The organism is Vibrio sp. SCSIO 43132 (genome assembly GCF_019904195.1).
GTDB classification, from domain to species: Bacteria; Pseudomonadota; Gammaproteobacteria; order Enterobacterales; family Vibrionaceae; genus Vibrio; species Vibrio nigripulchritudo.
Window position 1 is genome coordinate 2339555 of the sequence record NZ_CP063199.1, and the last position, 19557, is coordinate 2359111.

General features: G+C 44.2%; 19 protein-coding genes. 1 reads left to right on the plus strand and 18 read right to left on the minus strand.

Features of this window, described 5'->3' with window-relative positions:
* Position 1 precedes the first annotated feature (1 nt).
* The 9 genes from INR79_RS10395 to INR79_RS10435 all read right to left on the minus strand — a co-directional run bounded on the left by INR79_RS10395 (position 2) and on the right by INR79_RS10435 (position 10597).
* Positions 2–652, minus strand: coding sequence for a 3-dehydro-L-gulonate-6-phosphate decarboxylase (locus tag INR79_RS10395; protein WP_200767161.1), 651 nt, complete (start codon positions 650–652; stop codon positions 2–4).
* Entirely contained in the window at positions 649–2178 is a 1530-nt protein-coding gene (locus INR79_RS10400) for an FGGY-family carbohydrate kinase (RefSeq protein ID WP_223094052.1), read from the minus strand. Before INR79_RS10400 ends, INR79_RS10395 begins: the two co-directional genes overlap by 4 nt.
* Before the next feature lie 20 nt (positions 2179–2198).
* On the minus strand, positions 2199–3329 hold the full coding sequence (locus INR79_RS10405; protein WP_004406858.1) for a lactonase family protein: 1131 nt from the start codon (positions 3327–3329) through the stop codon (positions 2199–2201).
* 36 nt (positions 3330–3365) lie between these two features.
* Positions 3366–4238, minus strand: a complete 873-nt coding sequence (locus INR79_RS10410) for a carbohydrate ABC transporter permease (protein WP_004406860.1) — start codon at positions 4236–4238, stop codon at positions 3366–3368.
* Entirely contained in the window at positions 4235–5155 is a 921-nt protein-coding gene (locus INR79_RS10415; RefSeq protein ID WP_022550856.1) for a carbohydrate ABC transporter permease, read from the minus strand. Before INR79_RS10415 ends, INR79_RS10410 begins: the two co-directional genes overlap by 4 nt.
* 154 nt (positions 5156–5309) lie before the next feature.
* Positions 5310–6656, minus strand: coding sequence for an extracellular solute-binding protein (locus tag INR79_RS10420; RefSeq protein WP_022610800.1), 1347 nt, complete (start codon positions 6654–6656; stop codon positions 5310–5312).
* Between the two features lie 84 nt (positions 6657–6740).
* Entirely contained in the window at positions 6741–7829 is a 1089-nt protein-coding gene (locus tag INR79_RS10425; RefSeq protein WP_004406867.1) for an ABC transporter ATP-binding protein, read from the minus strand.
* A gap of 6 nt (positions 7830–7835) precedes the next feature.
* Positions 7836–8567 (minus strand): FadR/GntR family transcriptional regulator, encoded by a 732-nt coding sequence (locus INR79_RS10430; protein WP_223094054.1) that lies wholly within the window; start codon positions 8565–8567, stop codon positions 7836–7838.
* Between the two features lie 692 nt (positions 8568–9259).
* Positions 9260–10597: a MipA/OmpV family protein gene (locus INR79_RS10435; protein ID WP_022550858.1), complete on the minus strand. Its 1338-nt coding sequence runs from the start codon at positions 10595–10597 to the stop codon at positions 9260–9262.
* A 175-nt stretch (positions 10598–10772) separates the two neighbouring features.
* On the opposite strand from INR79_RS10435, the gene INR79_RS10440 reads away from it, so the two are divergent.
* On the plus strand, positions 10773–11120 hold the full coding sequence (locus INR79_RS10440; RefSeq protein ID WP_004406872.1) for a hypothetical protein: 348 nt from the start codon (positions 10773–10775) through the stop codon (positions 11118–11120).
* A gap of 87 nt (positions 11121–11207) precedes the next feature.
* Here INR79_RS10440 and INR79_RS10445 read toward each other — a convergent pair whose 3' ends face one another.
* From INR79_RS10445 to INR79_RS10485, 9 genes are read right to left on the minus strand one after another with little or no spacing between them, the layout of a single operon-like run.
* A complete protein-coding gene (locus tag INR79_RS10445) occupies positions 11208–11777 on the minus strand; it encodes an OmpA family protein (protein ID WP_223094056.1) in 570 nt (189 codons plus the stop codon).
* Positions 11778–11779: 2 nt separating this feature from the next.
* Positions 11780–13087, minus strand: coding sequence for a TadE/TadG family type IV pilus assembly protein (locus INR79_RS10450; protein WP_223094058.1), 1308 nt, complete (start codon positions 13085–13087; stop codon positions 11780–11782).
* 2 nt (positions 13088–13089) lie between these two features.
* The gene (tadF, locus tag INR79_RS10455) at positions 13090–13635 is read right to left on the minus strand and encodes a tight adherence pilus pseudopilin TadF (RefSeq protein ID WP_200767154.1); all 546 of its coding nucleotides are present in this window, start codon (positions 13633–13635) and stop codon (positions 13090–13092) included.
* Positions 13628–14173, minus strand: a complete 546-nt coding sequence (locus INR79_RS10460) for a TadE/TadG family type IV pilus assembly protein (protein WP_223094060.1) — start codon at positions 14171–14173, stop codon at positions 13628–13630. Before INR79_RS10460 ends, tadF begins: the two co-directional genes overlap by 8 nt.
* A gap of 10 nt (positions 14174–14183) precedes the next feature.
* Entirely contained in the window at positions 14184–15320 is a 1137-nt protein-coding gene (locus INR79_RS10465) for a tetratricopeptide repeat protein (RefSeq protein WP_223094062.1), read from the minus strand.
* A complete protein-coding gene (locus INR79_RS10470; protein WP_004402909.1) occupies positions 15320–16186 on the minus strand; it encodes a type II secretion system F family protein in 867 nt (288 codons plus the stop codon). The genes INR79_RS10465 and INR79_RS10470 overlap by 1 nt, the downstream gene beginning before the upstream one ends.
* Complete coding sequence (locus INR79_RS10475) at positions 16186–17097, minus strand: type II secretion system F family protein (RefSeq protein ID WP_022598283.1); 912 nt, start codon at positions 17095–17097, stop codon at positions 16186–16188. The genes INR79_RS10470 and INR79_RS10475 overlap by 1 nt, the downstream gene beginning before the upstream one ends.
* On the minus strand, positions 17094–18359 hold the full coding sequence (locus INR79_RS10480; RefSeq protein WP_022604643.1) for a CpaF family protein: 1266 nt from the start codon (positions 18357–18359) through the stop codon (positions 17094–17096). The genes INR79_RS10475 and INR79_RS10480 overlap by 4 nt, the downstream gene beginning before the upstream one ends.
* Before the next feature lie 9 nt (positions 18360–18368).
* Positions 18369–19556 (minus strand): CpaE family protein, encoded by a 1188-nt coding sequence (locus INR79_RS10485; RefSeq protein ID WP_223094064.1) that lies wholly within the window; start codon positions 19554–19556, stop codon positions 18369–18371.
* Position 19557 lies beyond the last annotated feature (1 nt).

Sequence of the window (19557 nt, forward strand, 5' to 3'; positions counted from 1 at the left end):
GTTATTCCCTCCAGAGAGATGACAGGGTTTCTTTGAAATCCATGGCCGCTTTTCTTGGGTCGGGTGCGGTTAAAAGTGCCCTGCCAGCGATAAAGGTGTCGATTGGAAGATGACGGAAGGTCGGCAGAAGTTCAGGGGTGATACCTCCTGTTACTGACATCTTGAACCCTAAGTCACACATCCTTTGTAACCAGTCTAAATCTTCCTGATGCCAGGTCTGACCGGCAGCCTGAGCATCTCTTCCTCTGTGATAAATGGCTTGCGAGATCCCGAGTTTTCTCCATTCCTGAGCCTGCTCAAAAGTCCAGTCTCCGAACAACTCAATCTGGATGTCACCGTTATGCGCCCTTGCAACGTTCAGAGCACTTTCCATTGTGGCTAAAGGCGCAGCACATATAACCGTCAGTAACGAACCACCCGCCTTGAACGCCATTTCCCCCAAATCCTTCCCTGCATCGGCAAGTTTCATGTCGACGACTAATGGCTTTTCCGGATGCTGGGCTCGAAGCGATCGGACAACCGACATGCCTTCGGAAAAACAGATTAAGGTTCCTGCTTCCAGCACATCCACTACTGGTGCTAGCGTTCTCGCTGCATCAAGTGCTTCAGCTTCAGTCGTTACATCCAGTGCAACCTGTAATTTCGGAATCATGACAATCCTCCTGATTCGGATTTGCCTGTGATTGGGTGTTGAAGCCCCTCTTCAAGTTTTGCCAGAGATTCGACATACACCCGGTATTTGTGTTTCTTCACTTGATACTGTTCATAGACATCTGAGTCTGGTGAGACCTTGTTGACCTTGACGTCCATCACGGACATGGCTTCGTCTGTCGAGGCGTAAGCCTGACTGCCAACCATGGCGACAATTGCCGCACCAAAACAGCCTGTTTCTTCAATTTGTGGAAGTAGCACCGGAAGCCCGCTCGCGTCTGCCAGTATCTGCATCCACTCCTTTGAGCGCGCTGGACCACCACACACAATCAAGTGTGTGAGATTTGGATATAGAAGCCTGACATGATCGAGGTGGAACAAATGGCTGAACACCACGCCTTCGTAAATCGCCTGAAAAACCTGCGGTTTGGTGTGAAGTGACTGCATGCCATAAAGCCCACTCTTCACGCCCAGACCTGCATTTGAACCATAAAGAAATGGGGCAAACAGAAGCTCAGAGCTCAACTTAGGAAGTTCACCAACAGAGCGATTGATCACTTCAAAGTTTTCATCACCAAACAAATCGGTAAACCACTCTAGGTTGCCAGCCGATGTAGGGCTGGCGTCATGTGTGATGTACTGACCTTTTTGGGCATAGTGTCCAAACACATGAGGTTTGGCTTCTGGATTACGAATATCAAACAGATGGTCTGTGACCCCTGTAGTGACCGACCAGGTCCCCATGGTTAAGGTCAATGCACTGTCATCCCTAACTCCAGAACAAATGGCGGTTGCAACGACATCAAATACACCACCTACAACTGGGGTCCCTTCCCGAAGCCCCGTCAGCCTAGAGGCAGAAGAGCTAATTTTCCCTGCAATATCTGTTGCACCAATTATGGGTGGCAGCGCTTCCATCACTTCTGGAATACCCAACGTGTCTGCCAGAGAATGATCGTAATCCTGAGTATCAAAGTTGTATAAATTTGACTCCGAGATATTGGTGATTTCGCAGTGCTTTTCACCCGTCAGGCACCATCTCAGATAGTCGTGACTCATGAACACAGTGCCTATCTGCTCATACTGCTCTGGTCGATTCTCTTTTATCCAACGGGCAATGGATACCGGGTGCCCGGTCCATAACGATTGTCGGGTTTTCGGATGAATAGATTGCGGTATCCCCTCTTTCTGCCAGCGTTTAACAATGTCAATTGAACGCTGGTCGGCCGATAAAATTGCTCTTTCCATAGGTTCATCGTTTTTATCTAGCAGAAATAACCCTTTCCCTTGAGCAGAAATCCCGATACTTTGAATCTGAGCAGCGTCGACACCCGTTTTCGCAATCACCTTTTTGATCACTGAGCAGGTCGAATCCCAGAGTTGGGTGGTACTTCTTTCCACCCAGCCAGAATGTTCAGAAATCAGTTCAAGGGATTCACGCGCGACGCCAATTTCTTTGCCACTCTTGTCGTATAAACCGGCTTTGAGGTAAGTACCTCCGCAATCAATTCCCAACCAATAACTCATCTTAGTCATCCTTTACGCCGTCATAGGTCCAGAAAACGAATGTAGTTTGGAGCAGGTATATCGATGATTTCATCCGTCATTGAGATCAAACCGCTTTCAATGTCTCTCGAGAAAACAATCACATTGCCCGTATCCTGATTAGACACAACAGCCGCATGACCACAGGGAGAAATGGCAAAGTGGCGCGGGAATTTACCGCCTGTAGAAGTGATATCAACGAGATCTAACTTACCGTCCTCCAACACTTTAAACACTGCTATAGAGTTATCGCCCCTATTGGAGACATATAGAAATTGAGCATCCGGTGACAGCTTTATCTCTGACACGTAACTGATCTGATCGTGATTCTCTAGCGTCGACTTATATTGGAACGGTATCAGACGCGGTTTTATCTCTGATGGGTCAGAACTGTCGAGCTGCGCGGCGCAGACTGTATTGAACAATTCATTTGAGACGTAGCAGATGTCCAGCGTTGGGTGCATTGCCATGTGTCGTGGACCGGAGCCAGGTTCAAACTCTATCCAGGTTTCACGTGTCAAAGTTCGGCTTTGGGCATCCCAGCGGTACTGGAAAACTGCGTTTTCTCCAAGGTCAGGAATGAACACCCAGTCATGCCAGAAGTGAGCACAATGCGCGTGAGGACCAACCTGACGATTCCCCCAGTGATCTTCACGATTTTCAACCTGACGCCACTCGGTCTCAGGGCGGTAGTACTGCTTAAAGGTCTGAATCACTTCGCCCAGACGACCTTCGGCATCAACGGCAACAACATCAATGATGGCATCCCAGTAATTGATCACTATTGCCGCATCGTTATTTGGAGAAAACGATACATAACAGGTCGATTTTCCGTTTGCCTGAAAACTGGACAGCTCTTTCAGGCTGCCATCTTTCTGCACTTCGTATTGAATGACGGTTCCGTTCTCTCGAATGGTTTCGAGGATTGCGTAAAGGTATTTGCTGTCTGCACTCGGAATCAGTACCGCTGGATTGAGTGATTCCACCGAGTTATTCACTACAAGCTTGCCTTGTTGAGTCAAAGTAGCGCAGTACATCCCCTCGCCCGGAACTGGAGAATAAGGTTGGTGTGCGAGTGCGTCGATGTCACTGTATGTACCAATAACAAGCTGGTAGTCCTTTTCTAATTTCATATTAATACCTTAAATAAACTTTATAAATTCAATCTATTAGCCTTTAACTGCACCAGCAGTCATGCCCGTAATAATTTGCTTTGAAGCGACGAAGGTGAAAATAATGGGTGGGACAGCAAGCAACATCCCCGTCGCCATAATGACGCCCCAGTCAATGTCGTATTCGGTTAAAGAGTTCACGATGGTGACCGGAACAGTTCTCGTGTCACGTTGTAACAAGGCATTCGCCAGAAGAAACTCGTTCCACGCGATTCGGAAAGTAAAGATGGCCGCGGCTGCTAAGCCCGGTTTTATAATGGGCAACACCACAAGGAAGAAGATTTGCAGTGGACGAGCGCCATCCACTTTCGCGGCCTCTTCTAATGGCAGTGGAACCTGCACGATAAAGCTCTGGAGAATCCAAATAACAAAGGGAAGATTCATGGCGACGTACAGCAAGATGATCCCGCTGTATGTTCCGTCTAATCCGTAGTCGAACGTCCAGATCCCGAAAACAGGCACCAAAAGTACCGCTGGTGGCACCATGCGCATCATCAAAGTAGTCAGAGAGACCACGCCTCTTCCCATAAACTTGAAGCGAACCAGAGCGTAGGCTGCCATGCACCCGATGGTCAGGGTGATCACAGTGGAAACAAGAGCAATAAATATGGAATTGCCCAGTGATCGTGTGAACGTTGGACTGCAGAAATCTACGTGGTCAGGCGTGTACCAGAGCACATCACACAAGACCGTTTCGTAATTTTTTAAAGTAGGTGTGAAAAACAGGCTGCTGCTGTCATTCATTATGTCTACATTCAGCTTGAACGAGGTCATGATCATTAGCATGATGGGTCCGATTGACATCACGATCAACGCGACCAATAAGGCATAAAATGCAGGGTTTTGCCTGTTCTCTTTATCTTTGCTCATTGTTCTTCTTCCTTATTTGCCAGCGCTTGTTTCTCGATCCTTTTTTCGTTGACTTTGTTGTAAATAAACATGGCTAAAGTCAGGACGAGGAGTACAATCAACAGTAGGTTTGACATCGCGGCTGCCACACCCAACTCTCTGAATTCAGAGGCTGTTCGGGAAATTCGGAGCGCAAGAATCTCGGTTGATAACCCGGGGCCACCATTGGTCATCACCAATATCACTTCAAGAACTTTGAATGCATCGATGAGCCTGAGAAGTAAGGTCACAATAAGCACCGGCATCATCAGAGGTATTTTGATGTACAGAATTTGTTGCCATTGCGTCGCTCCATCAATTCTTGCAGCTTCTAACGTCGACTTTGGTAAAGACTGCAAGGCAGCCAGAGAAAGAATGAAAATAAAAGGAGTCCACTGCCAGACGTCTGCGATAATAATGGATGACAATGCCCAACCAGAGTCTGATAGCCAAGGAATGGATTCAAAACCCAAAGCATTCAATGTTCTATTAAATATGCCAATGGTTGGGTGATACATATATCGCCACATTAATCCCACAACAATAGGAGCAATCATCATTGGCAATATAAATATAGTTCTTAACAGGGACATCCCTCTTATATTTCTATCCAATAATAAGGCAAGACCAACACCAATAAACATTTCAAGAATAACAACGACACTTGCAAACTTTAAAGTCACGCCTAAAGACTCACGGAAAGAGTCATCTTGGAATAGGTTTATATAATTTTTAAATCCTACCCATTCAGCTTCACTTATTAATTGACTGGGGTTCCAGTCTAAAAAACTCGCATACATCATGTAAAATATCGGATATAAAAGTCCAAATATTAATGCTATTCCAGCCGGAGCTAAAAATAGATATGGAGTCATGCGATTTAAATTATCAGCTTTCATTAAAATATACCGAGATTACAAAGGCTAGAGTTCATACCAAGCGTAATAAAACGACGATATAATCTCTTTATCTCAAATTACCCGAAGGGAGTGAGTCGGGGATACACCCAAGTGTTCTAATACTCCACTTAGGTATATCACTATTTATTCCAGGTTATTTCTCACTCCAAGAATAGTAGTTTGCGTCAGCCATTATTTTTTCTGCTCGCTCCGCTACTCCATCAAGGGCCTCTTGAATGTCCAGATCTTCGGTCAGTACTTTAGACAAAGTGGTGCCTAAATCTGAATTGATTTTTCCCCATACAGGAATGATTGGTCGCCAGTCAGGATCCGCATGTTTAAGTGCAGTACCAAAGGTTGCCATGTGAGGGAATTTCGCGTTCACGTCATCATCGAAGTGAGTAGAGTAACGGGATGGGTTACCACCAGCCAAAGCAATCATTTTGTCTACTTTCTTCGAGGTTAGCCATTGCATCAGCAGGAAGGCCGCTTCTTTATTCTGCGCGTTTTTAGGAATGCCGATACCAAATCCACCTGTCTGCGAGCCTCTGCGAACACCCATCGGATGCGGTGCCCAGCCGATCTTACCAACCACTTTAGATTTAGTTGGGTCATTCACTTGACCAGCAAACACTGTAGAGTCGAGGAACATCGCGGATTGCCCTTGCAAGAATGAGGTTCCTGCTTCTGCAAAACCAAATGTCTTGGCTCCTTCCGCTCCACAATCAACAATTTTCTTCAGCGCTTTTGCCGCCGCTACGCCCTCTGCATTGTTGACGATTGGCTTCCACTGGTCGTCGAAGATACGACCGCCTAAAGGTGCCAGGTGAAGTAAAAACGCATGCGAAGCGTGGTGACCAGAAGCCGCTCGTGAAGCCAGTCCACCCATACCCGGTTCTAGCTTTGGAATCTCACACGCCAGGTAAAGCAATTCTTCGTAGCTTTGAGGCACTCTCAGTTTGTGTTTCTCGAATATGTCTTTTCGGTAACCTAATATAGAAGTCTCTGCACCGAATGGCAGTCCAAATAGTGAACCTGTAGGTCCTTTAAGATAGCCTTTTTTACCTCCGGCAACGCCAATATTCGCGACATAACCGTCAATCAAATCTTCTGCATCAAAATTGGGATCTGCCAGAAGCGGATTCATGAAATATCTCGCCAAATTTTCTAGTTGATCGGCATAAACATAATCAGCTTTTGAAAATACAACGTACGCAATTAAATCGTAGTCGCCTTTTCTTTTAGTTAATTCCAGTGTTTGCTTTTCGCGCATTCTCAGATATTGAAGTTGGTCGACTTCTACTTTGATGCCCGTTTCTTTAGTGAATTCCGGCAATACTTTCATTACCGCATTGTAATGCGGGTGCGCTGGAAAATTCACAACCAGAGTTGTGCCTTTAAATGAATCGTAAGGGCTAGCATAAGAAAATGTTGTAATGGCACTGACAGTAATTGCAGTCAGTGCTTTCTTATTAAACACCTTTTTCAGATACTTAATCATATTGCCTCCTAAGAGCAAGCGAATAAAGTTGATGTTCCAAATTACGTTATTTGTGTTCCCTTCATCTTTATGATGATTTAATAATTAGTAAATTGTTTCTTCCGTGTGTTTGTCAAAAACATAAATGTCATCTGGATCAACTTTAAAACTAACAGTATCTCCAATACGAAATTCATTTAATGAATCGACTTCAACCATAAATCGGCTTTCTTGAATTGTAGAAATCAAAACGGTTTGATTTCCAATATACTCATTGACGTTTATCTTAAAAGTAATGGTATTTTGAGATTCACCTGAATCTGTTGGAATTAATGCAGAAGGACGAATCCCTACAATAATTTCGCCAGATTCGGGTAAAAACGATAAATTATCGAGTTTAGGCAACTGAAGCTTAAATGACTCCCCTACCGCATATAGCGTTCCATTTTCTTCTTCTACCGTCATATTGAGGAAGTTCATCGGAGGCATTCCCATAAAACCCGCTACAAACTTATTGCTTGGCTTTTCAAATAACTCTCTTGGTGTGCCATGTTGCTGAATGTACCCGTCTTTCATCACGACGATTCGGTCAGCAAGCGTCATCGCTTCTATTTGATCGTGCGTAACATAAATGATGTTTTTCTTAATGTTTTTGCTCATCATTGCCAGTTCAGCACGCATCTGACCTCGAAGTTTTGCATCCAGGTTAGACAATGGTTCATCCATTAGAAGCGTTGAAGAGTTGCGAACCAGAGCGCGCCCCATTGCCACACGCTGCCTTTGTCCACCGGATAACTCTGCCGGTTTACGATGCAGGTATTCAGTAAGACCTAACATTTCAGCCGCTTCGGTGACTCGTTTTTTTATGTCGCTTTTTGGATGCTTTGCTAACCTCAGTGCAAAGGACATGTTTTTATAGACATCCATGTGCGGATAAAGCGCATAATCCTGAAAGACCATGGCAATGTCTCGATCAATAGGTTCAAGATTCGAAATGGATCTGTCATCCATTTTGATTTCGCCATCACTGACGGTCTCCAGACCTGCAATCATTCTAAGCGTGGTCGATTTCCCACACCCTGACGGTCCAACGAATACGGTGAACTCGTTATCTTCCATTACTAAGTCGATTTGATGGATCACTTCGCTCGATTGATATCTTTTTGTCAGTTTGTTCAAAGTTATTACAGGCATAATCCGTTACTCGTTGTCCTTGTTTTGCATAATAAGTGTCGATTTAAAGATGCTATCGACATGAGCTAAAATGGAACGTTCCGCTGCGTCTGGATCGTGATTCTTTAATGACCGCAGGATTTGATGGTGTTCTCGAAGACTTCTGACGGTAGATTTCTCTTCTGCCATTGCAGCAGTTCGATGCTCCAGCGCGTAGGAATAAACATCGATAGCAATTTTCGATAACAAATCGTTGCGACAGGATTGATAAATGATCTCGTGAAACTCTTTATCAGAAACCTGAAACGCCACATGGTCGTCTAACACCGTTTCCTGATATTCGATTAACGCTGTGAGTTTTTCTAAGTCTTCTTCTTTGATGTTGATGGCGGCTGAACGCAAAATGGATGACTCGATAACCTTTCTTGTTTCCGCAACTGTATATGCGTCGTAACTTTGAATGTCTTCAAGAAGATGGTTGGACTGAATGATCTCCGCAGAGCCTTTAGTCACAATACTTTTTCGTCCACGTGAAACGGTGATTAGCCCACGTTCGCTCAGTAAAGCCAACGACCCACGAATGGTTTCCCGGCTGACGTCATAAGACTTGGCAAGTTCTCGCTCTGAAGGTAAGGCTTCACCTTCCGCAATCATCTTAGACGCAATGAGATCACTCAGTTTGTCCGCAATTTGTGACTTGAGCGTTAGCCTGGCCACATCCGAGCGGTAATAAGGTATATCGTTTGATTCATCGGACATACGTGATTAATCCTTTACTGATAACTACACTCACATTTTGGTATTTATTAAATACCAGTTTATTTCTTTAGAATGTAACGGTGGCAACCAAAATTTGTGACCACATTGTTAACAGAGCTCAAATTAACCGACAAACAACTCGATTTTCAATTTAAATCGATCATTTTTTGATCGTTTTGTTGATCTAGTTATCAAAAACCACCTTTTTACAACATTGGATACTATTTAATTGGCATGCAATTACTACCAATTTTTCGTGGCGATTGGAAATGCTTCAATACCAGTTTAGTACCTTTCAAAAACAGGCGCACAGCTCGAATTTAACAGGTTACGAACGCTCTAACTTGCACAGAAAAGCTTAACATTAAGAAATTTATATTATTGAATTTTATAGAAATTAACATTATAAAAAGTGCTGAGTATAACGATTGAGTTTGTGAATTTTTATTGAAAAGATGATAGAGAGTGGTTCTATAAGAGGTAGGAATTCAAACCACTTTTGGTATGGTAGAAGACCACTTCTGGTATGGTAGAAAACCATCTTAGCTTGTTGAATGCGTTGCTCATTTGTCAGGTATGAATACGTAATTTTATGAAGGTTTTTGAAGCCTGCATCAATGCCATTCAGGCATGGCTAAATCACAAAAAAAACGGGGCGAATCCATCGCCCCGTTTTCTTGTCTTCATACCAATTAAAAATCGTATTGCAGGTAAATTGTGTTGTAGTTACTGCCGCCTTTAATTCGTCCAAACTGAGAGGCTTTTTCGAAAATGGAAGAACGATGGTGCAATCCATAGCCCACCCACAGGTGATCCCATTCTGGCTTTCCAACCATATCACCTATATTGAAATCGAAGGAAATATCCAAGTAATTCATCAAATTACTCATGTTTTCATATTTGCCTTCCAGCTCACTACTTTCAATGTAAGTGATGTTTTGAACATAGGAGATACCTTCTGCGGCACCAAATTTCCAACGGAATGGCCATTCAAAGGTGTAGTACGCTTTCACCGCAATCACGTATTCTGGACTGGCACTCTGAGTAGAACTGGACCAGTGCCACGCTGCCCCTGGAGTCAGGTAGATATCAATGGGAGCACCGAACAATTCATCTGTTAACGGGTGACCATAAAAGAACGAAGTCATCTTATTGCCGTTTTCATCCGGCACACCTTTAAACTGGAAGATGTCTCCCATATCGGAAGGCGTTGCAAAACCCTGTGCCACTCTCAGGTAAGGGCGTGTTTTGATGTCTGAACGCGTTGGTGTGTTTTTGTCATTGAACAACCCGAAGCCAATGAAATACTCGTGACCCCACCGCTCTTTCACCACAATATTATCGTAAGCGTTGTCGTCTAACCTAGTAGCGTAAGCACTACCCAATAAATACAAATTTGAAGTGACGCGGTAACGAGTTTCAAAACCCACTTTAAACTCAACACCACCGCCAATGTTCTTTCCGAAACCCGGAGAGCCTTCTAGCCCGTTGGCACCATAGTAATAAGAGTTAAAGTCGTTAGATTTAACACGGAGTTCCGCACTTGGTTTAAAGTCCCAGTTTTCTGTTGAACTCTTTGCTGTTGCGCGAAGATTACCGAACAACCGAGCGGCATCATCACTCATTATCTCAGCATCGATGTACCAGTCAGAATCCTGAAAAAAGTGACGGTACTGGAAACCTAAATCAAATGAATGACCACCGTAGCGGTTTTGCTGAGATGCTGGCAGGTCAACAAATCTGAGGCGAGTAAGGGCATTAATCTGATAGTCATCTTGTTTGTACAGATGAACACCACCTTCCAAACCATCAAGAAATACCGATTCGCCTTTGTAATAAAAAAGCGGGGTAAACGTTGAAACGGAAGCATCGTCTTCACCGGGAAGGTTGTACACAATGGACGCATTGCGATACGCCATCCCTACTCCCCATTCTTGCTCTTTCACCTTATTCACTTCAGAAGCTGTGGCAGTAAAAGTCATAGCACCCATTAACGTCGCCAACGGCGTTAGGTGAATTAAAGCGCGCATAGATGTTGTTTACCTCTATTTATTCATACTCGGGAGATTGATGGCAGGATGAACGAAAGACAGCCATTTTATTGAGTCAAATGTCAACATTCGTAGTAAAATCAGTAAAATTACTTTAAGATTCCCGCAAATTAGCCGCTACACTAAGTAGAGGCGTACAGTATAACGAATCATTGTGAAAGTATCTGAATTATTGCAAATATTAAGTAAATTCTCCGATAACAACGATCCTCACGTTGTGACGGGAGAAGAGTGGTTGCCAGAACGTTTGCTAACAACAAAGCTGAACGAGGATTTTCTGTTTCTTCATTTCGATCAGCAGCCCGCAGATCAGGGTGGAGATGAAGAAGGTCGCGGATTTGTTGAACATGAAATCTCAATGTTGAGAGACAAAATCAGAACTATTTTAGAAGAAGAAGGCGACACCAGTATGAAAGCAGAGGCATTTCTTGCCCTGTTCCTGATTGGTCACGAACGCTCTTCTTCAGAAGTTATCGAGATTCTGGAAGAAGACGCAGAATAGCAATTCCAATGACACGATCTGTATAAGATTCATAGAGAAGAAGGGCGCTCGTTCAGCGCCCTTCTCTTTTATCTGGATTAACTTTTTCTAGCTTTGAACGGTGAGTACTACCCGTCGATTGCACCCCTTTAGCTTGTTTTCCAACTGTTCACAGATGGGGGCGGTTTCACCATACGCCCTTTCAATCACCTGCTTGTCATTTCCAAACGTTTTCTTAAGAAACCTGGAAACGTTTGAAGCTCGGCGTTGCGACAATGCCGCATTATATGCTTCCGTTCCAACCTCATCGGCATGCCCTTCCACCGCTATCGAGACGCTTTTGTCCAATAGATTCATGTAGTCGAGCAAAATGTGTTTGTGGTCGTCGCTAAGCTTGTCTTTGTCGAACTCATAATTCAGCACCAAAGTTTGCGATACCCTGTCGTAAATACACTCTTTGCTGACTGAAAACTGTTCTTTCTCAGTCTCTTCATTGATAAGAACGGGGGTTTCCGCCTGAGTGATATGATGGCTAAGTAGGCGTCCGCTAGTTTGTGTACCAAGATGGTTCTGCGCCAAAACTCGCGTTGTTTTTAAATAGGTATTTTCCTGAGCCAGACAGTTAGCTGCCGCGTTACCGCAAAATACCAAAAGGAGAATAAAGGTTAGTGTTTTCATCGTTATATTCCATTGCCTTTTAATCGACCTGTCTCTTCATTCAACAGGTTTAAAATGTGCTTGTAGACGTCGCTACCGCTTGATGCGTGTAGGACATTCTCTTCTCCCACACAATCAAAGAAACCGTTCTCTGCTCGATTCATCTGAAAATCGATTCCAATTACACCAAATGTGACAGTAATAGGTTCTCCGAATCGGTCTTTCTTGTTTTCCAGGTCTTCCACCATACGGTCGCAGAGCCCGTACTTGGTGAACTCCTTTAAGATACGTGTATCGCGGGATGTGCCGTCTGGGCTGTGTATTTTCCACTCCCTTCTGGTATCTTCACCATCAGAAAGGACAATGATCACTTGGTGGGGGTTGTACTCTTCTTGGCTATTGGAAAGCTCGGCCGTACGCAGTAACCCCTGCCAGGAGTGAGTTAAACCTCCCGCACTAAAGGTACTGAACTCTCTAACAAAAGCGTTGTAGTTATCAGTAAGATCGATGTCGTTGAATAGAGGTATTGGTTGATAGTTAACACTTCTCAGATAAGCCATTGTCTGTGGCGATATATACACATGCCTTTTTTCGGCGTTTCTATACCGAATAGATTCACTGATTCTGTCCGAAATAATGTGCTCAAAAACTTCTCGCTTTCCATTTACTCTTTGATAGTTGAAATTGTTATACCCAACCAGAGCAACACGACTTTTATGGCTGTTAAAGCGGTTAAAATTTTCGAGATCATCCAGAATTCTACCGACAGTACCTTTCACTACCTGAAGCTTGCTATAGCGACTATGCCCAAATTTGAACGCTCTGTTCATTGAGTCACTAAAGTCAATTACAAAGTAAATATCAACTGGCTTGGGCAGGTATTTCCGGCTTGTGGACTGACCTGAAACCTCAAACTCTGGCCCCATGCCAAATTGCTTAAAACTGATCCACGAGTCATGTTTCGTCGTTGCGGTCACCAAAAAATCGGCAAAAGGCGAGAGTTCTCCAGCAGCCTGTACACACCCGGTATCATAGTCACAACGCGTATCATCAATAGTGACCCGAACCTCACCTTTATTGGTGGGCATGTAGTAATCAACAATGTTCTTTGCTAATTCAATATCAGGTTCATTTTTTCCCGTTGAAGATGAGATAAGCCCTAAACTGGCCACTTCAGCGGCTTCCCCTAGCTTGGCGTGAGTGTGAAGCTGCTGGGTGGTTTGCATAGCCAATACCAACATACCAATCATAAACGGCAGGCAGTAAACAAAGGCAATGAAAGCCGCTCCCTCCTGTTTACGCATAGAGCGAGACATGGAAAAGTTCTTCATAGTTAAATCCTCGCGAATGAAAATGAAGAGGAAACCATGTCAACAAACTCCCCTCGCGCAACACCAAGTATGTTGAACGGGGTTTGATAACAAAGAGAAACCTTGTAGACCGGAAGCTTACGATTACGTGTCGTTATTGGAACGATGTCAGGGAGCTTACTCAGTGGGACAAAATTACAGCCTACATATCCCTTCTCTTTGACCACGTAGCGAGCATGGGCGGTATGTACAACCAACTCCTCAATACGAATCCCAAACCGGCTTGGTACAAATACATTGGACATTCGAGTCATCGCTGATTCAGCAATAGAATGCATGTCTTCAATTAATTGTTCACACTCACCAGACCTTCGACAAATGTTGCCCTCATCTCGAAAAAGCTCCCTACGTTCAGACAAAACAGACGCCAGAGAATAAGCGAGTCTGTCCATTTGTCCCTTTTTGGCAGTAGCAACCACATAGTTCACTTGAAGGGCAAAAAAGCCTGCAACAAATGCCAGAATCAGTGCTAATTCGATGGTAAACGCGCCTTTTTGTTTGTTAAGCACAAGCTTCTCCCCCCAGTTTGAAGGTGCATCGTTCGTATTCCTGAATGGCTATTACTTCGCGGCGCATATCTATATTGGGTAAAAAGAAGTTAAAAATGGGTGAGTAGCTAAAAGACACTTCGTACATGGCCAGCGCTTTGTTTCTCGGTTGTTCAGACACGCCATTACATGAGCTAAAATGCTCAGATTTTTTGCTGCAATCCACTAACGTATGGTAGCCATCTATGTAATAGATGTTTGAGGACAAAGAGCCATCTTCGATGACTGCTGGCATAACAATTCCACCACTGTGCCGGATTGCAGAGCGGATAGCTCGGTCATAATTTACTGTGGTCACACTATCAGCTCGACCCAGCTTCTTAGTATCGGCAACGGCGCGAGTAATAGCGTGGTCAGTAATCGCAATCGCAAAAGCCATCAAACACAGCTCCATCCAAGTCAATATCATTACAATTAGAATTGGGAATCCTATCGCGGCTTCAATCGTAATCACGCCCTTAGATTTCGAGCGTTTGCGATAAAAAGAAATTGATTTCATACCACAACAGCTATAGTTCTATATGACGATTCTTGGTGTAATCCACCACAAACGCCCCTTTGATTTGAATCCGATTCAGATAGGCTTTTGCCTCTTCTACTGAGCTGAACTCACCAATGCAGTATCGCTTCCACAGATTGTGTGAATAGGCGTAAACCGTACCGTAGTTATTACGTAAATAGTCCAGATACTCACTTGTTATCGCTTTATAGGTCGCAAGCACCTGAATGCGGTAAATCGACGGCGTTTTTGCCTTTAGGCTATTGGGGTTAAACACCATTTTCCCAGCCTCGGGGGGCTGTTTACCCACCCTATCGACAGGGAGGACCTCAGATTGCAATTGGCTATGTGGCTTATACAAAGCGTTGTCCTCCGTTCTTGCAGGATAATTCACAGCAACGGGCTGTGGTCGAGGTTTCTGAGAGCGAGCAAGCACAGGAACAGGTTTCTTCTTTACTGACTTCATTAGTTTTTTCAGTTGTTCACGTGCCTGTTCCTCGGGGTACTGTTCTCGTAGTGCATCCAAGGCAATATCTGGTCGATTTGCGTTCACCGATGCCAGTATCAGGTTAGAGCGCACTTTCTCGTCATTAGGGTGATCCAGATAGAGTTCATAAAGTGACGCCATAGCCTCGTCATACCTGCCCTGCATCAGATAAACCACTGCAATACTGTTTTTCGCTTCCCGATCTGAAGCCCCCAGTTTTCGGCTCTGTTCGAAGTAATCAATGGCTAATCCAAACTGACGTTGTTGGGCTTTAATTTGTCCCATCAGGATATGATGTTGGTACTTGCCTCCGCCTTCTTCTAGGTACATATCCAACAACTGTTCACTTCGGGCGTAATTGCGTTTGAGGTATGCAATTTTGGCTTCCGCTAAAATAACTCCTGGTTCGTCTTTTTCAGATTGACTGAAAGTATTCAGATAGAGCTCTGCCGATGACGTATCTTTCAAATCGATGTAGACGTTTACCAACTTGATCTTGTAATCGTCATTCTCTTTTAAATTCGCTTTATAGAATTCCACCAACTGGGTTTTGTCATTGGCTCTCAGTAGCAAATCTTCTTTGGTATCCAGTTCGCTGTTAGTCGAAGCACACCCTCCTAACAACAAGACTACGAGTAACGCGTTTTTATAGTTAACCATTAAGCAAGCATCCTTACGATTCCGGGGGCGGCGATCAGCACCACAATCGGTACCATGATGAAAACGATCAGAGGAATAGACATTTTTGCACCCATTTTTCCAATTTTTTCTTCCAGCTCCATCATATTGATTTCTCGAATATCCGTAGCCAAAGTAGCAAGTACAGGACCAACAGAAGATCCATATTGAAGGCTTTGAGTCAGCGTCATTACAAAGCTCTGCGCTTCGGTTGTAGGCACCATTTCATAGAACTCTTCCAACGCTTTCTCCAGCCCCACCAAACGAGAACGCTCGGTCGTTTTACGAAGAACATATGCAAGGTTTTCATCTACCGTGGCAATTTCTTTACTGAGGAAATCAAGGCTGGACTCAATGGTCATACCGGTGTGGACACAAACGTTCATCAAGTCGAGCAAAAATGGCAAACGGGAACTGATGTGCTTAATGTTTTTCCTTGTGCGAGCTGCTACATAGGCATCTGGTCCTATCAAAAAGATCACCAGTGCAATACCAGAAAGCATAAAGAATTCTGTAAACTCTAAATCACCAATAAAAAAACCGTACAAAGTGCTCAAGAACACCAGAAGGAAAGGGATGAATTTAAAGAGGTAGTAGCTCTTGGCAACAAACTCATTGTAAATCCCTGCTGCGATGAGCTTTTGTCTGTTCTCTTCGTGGTTAAAACTGAACGCATCCAACACCTTGGTCATCAGCTCTATCTGACGTTTTTCTTCTTTGGTAGAGCCAATGATCTTGCTGGTGTAAAACCTGGCGACCATCGAATCCCACATCCGAATTAACACCCAGGCCACCAGCATCGAAGCCAGAAATGCGATCACTAGGTATAACTGAGTTGAGGCAGTCATCAATCCACACTCCTCAGTATCATGGAAATACAGAAGAAGCCGATTAGCTCACTGACCAATACGTAATAGAAGATAGGTTTTCCTCCCTCTTCAAACATCACGAAGTTATAGTCTTCGGGGCTGGTAAAGCGAAGGATCAGCAAAAAGATAATCGGTAAACACGCGACAATTTTTGCCGAAGAACGAGCTTCAGATGTGAGTGCGTTTTTCTTTTTCTCTAATGCGCGAGAATCAAACATAATGCGGTTAATTTTGGTAATCACATCCTTTAACTGCCCGCCGCGACTCAGATTGATGCGGATCGTCGAAATAAAGAAGAAGTATTCGACATAAGGAAAAGTTGACGCACTACGCGAAAGTACATCGTCTGGGTCTTCCCCAATCAGCAACCTTTCAGCCATGTACTTAAATTCTTTTCCCACATCGTTGTCGAGCTTTTCCCCAACGTATTCAAAAGCATGAATAATGCTCTGCCCAGCAGCGATAGCACCCGACAGAATATTCAACGCATCGGGGAAGTCACTTTTGAATTTTTCTTCCTGAATATCAGCCAGTTTGTATAGGAAAACGACAAACAGGATCGGTTGCCCTATCGCCAGACACACCAAGATATCCTGTTTAAACAGGAATAAATTCACCACAAAAATCAACGCGCCACTGATGACAAAAAACAGGATCAGTTTTAAAGGGATATTCGGTTCAAGCAGCTTTTGCAGTTTTTTGAAAACAAACTTAGCTTGTATCCGGATACTGGTTTCAAAATGATCCGTATCGATGACGGCTTTCACTCCTTCAATACCGTCGAACTCATTCCCCTGCTCTATCAGAGCCGTGACTTTTTTATTGTTTTTTCGGTACGACAACCAAAACAAAAGCGCGACAACACACCAGATCAAAAATGCCCAGATCATGAAAAAAGCTCCTCTAGAACGTTTTCTAATCCAAAGAACTGTGCGCGCTCATAAACAATGGAACGTTTTGAAAGACCTGGGGTGCGAAATTCACCATCGATTTTCCCGTCTTCGAGCGTTCCTTTGTTCTCAAACCGGAAGATGTCTTCCATTACAACGCTGTCACCTTCAAGCCCTACCACTTCAGATATATAAAGGACTTTACGGCTACCATCGTGAAGGCGCTTTACCTGAACGATCAGGTCTACCGCGCTGACAATGGTGCGGCGGATGGCTTGAATAGGAAGGCTGGCTGTCGCCATCATCACCATGCTTTCTGTACGTGCGATGGCATCTCGTGGTGTGTTGGCATGCAGAGTAGACATAGAACCATCATGACCTGTGTTCATCGCCTGAAGCATTTCAAAAGCTTCGCCGCCTCGACATTCCCCCACAATGATGCGATCGGGTCGCATACGAAGTGAGTTGATAACCAAGTCACGAGCCGTTATTTCACCGGTACCTTCCACACTCGCCTGACGGGTTTCCAGACGAACGATATGTGGTTGTTGTAACTGCAGTTCGGCCGCGTCTTCAATGGTAACAATGCGCTCCGATTCCCCTATGTAGCCTGAAAGGGCATTCAGCAAGGTGGTTTTACCTGAACCAGTACCACCAGAGATCAAAATGTTGCATTTACAATGACTTGCTATGGAAAGCAGTTTCGCCATTTCAATGGAGAGAGCGCCGAATTCGACAAGGTTTTCCAATTTGATTTTGTGCTGCTTGAATTTACGGATGGAGATCGAGGTGCCGTCAATCGCCAATGGGGGGATCACGATGTTTACACGGCTTCCGTCTTCAAGGCGGGCATCACAGAGAGGTTTGGATTCGTCGATTCGGCGCCCTACGTTAGATGCAATGCGCTTTGCGATGGTATTGAGCTGCTTTTCGTTGACAAACTCAATGGGTGATTTTTGCACCTTGCCGCCAATTTCAATAAAAATATCATGCGGACCATTGATCATAATGTCCGATATATCATCGTTATCCAGCAAGGTTTGTAGCGGACCCAATCCTTTTAGTTCCGCCAAAAGTGCTTTCACCAACTCAATTCGCTGGGAGTTAGAGACCTGCAGTCCGCCGCGGTCAATCAGCAGATTTACCGTTTCTTTTAGCTGGGCTTCTAACTCTTCATTGCTGATTTCAACCAGAGTGGAAGCATCTAGTGCGTCAAATATCTCGTCTCGCAGCTTTATATAAATTTCTTTAAATTGACTCATTGCACTCACCTACTTCTTAAACAGTGAGAACTTAGATTTAGAGCCAATGCTTTTCCCCGTCAGATCCTGAATCATCTGGACGACAGGCTGGGCGACTTTATTCTTAATGACTGTTTTCATCCCGGCCTGGATAAGCTGCTTTTCTAACCCAGATTCATAGCTAAATGTCAGTGCTTCTTTTTGCTTTACCCGCTCTTTCGCGTTCTCCAAAGAAACCATGTAATCTTTTGCCGGGCGGTTTTGACTGAACAACACCTGGTGCTCCGCTTTACCCATTTTTTTTCGAATGATGTTGTAAGCCCTAAGTGACGCGACTGAAGGGTCACACACAACATATATTCGGTGATACTTTTCACTCAAATCTTGATCGTGAATCTCTTCGAACGAAGTAAGAGGAACCGAATCCACGATGAAGTTGTAATTGCCGATTAACTGATACGACAGATTGTGAAGCGTTGAAGCATGGTCTCCGACACAGGCGGTGGTTTTTTCGAGAATCAGATAGTCGAGCTTTTCGCTGGCTGAGGAAACATAAGTCTGAGCTATCGCGCTGTCGATATCCTGTTGGTTTAACTCAATACTGTTATGACGTGGCTTGACGCTTTTCATCCCCAGAAAAATATCGGACGCAAATGCATTAGAATCATGATCGACCAGTAAGGTTTTTAAGTGCGCCTGCTCAGATAGCCCATAACTCAACAGAGAAGAAATCGTCGAAAGCCCAATTCCTCCTTTACAAGAGAGAAGCAGTACTCGTTTCGCAACCCGAGTGTTATTGGCGACAGCCGTATTAGGTGCGCTGACACTTATGGTATTCAGCAAGTCTTGGAGGTGTTCATCCCACAACACATATTCTGCACCTAACGCCTGAACTTGATTTTTCAGCCGAATAGAGTCTGAATCGCTCACTGCGATGATGCGAATGCCGACATCCAGTTTGGTAGTGATGTCGCTTATTTCATGATTCAGATTCTCTGAGTTTCGAAAGTCCAGAATCACGTGCTTAATTTTCTGATTTTCAGGCATTTTGCCTGAATCGATGTCGGGTACTTCAAGCGGAGCTGGAAAACCTTCAATGGCATACAGATCTTTGACAGACTGAATAAACTCAGCGTCGTCCGATACCAGAAGGTCAACAAATTCAGACGATGGCTTTTTGGTGGCGGTCGATGTCTTAAATAAGTTGTTTAGATCCATC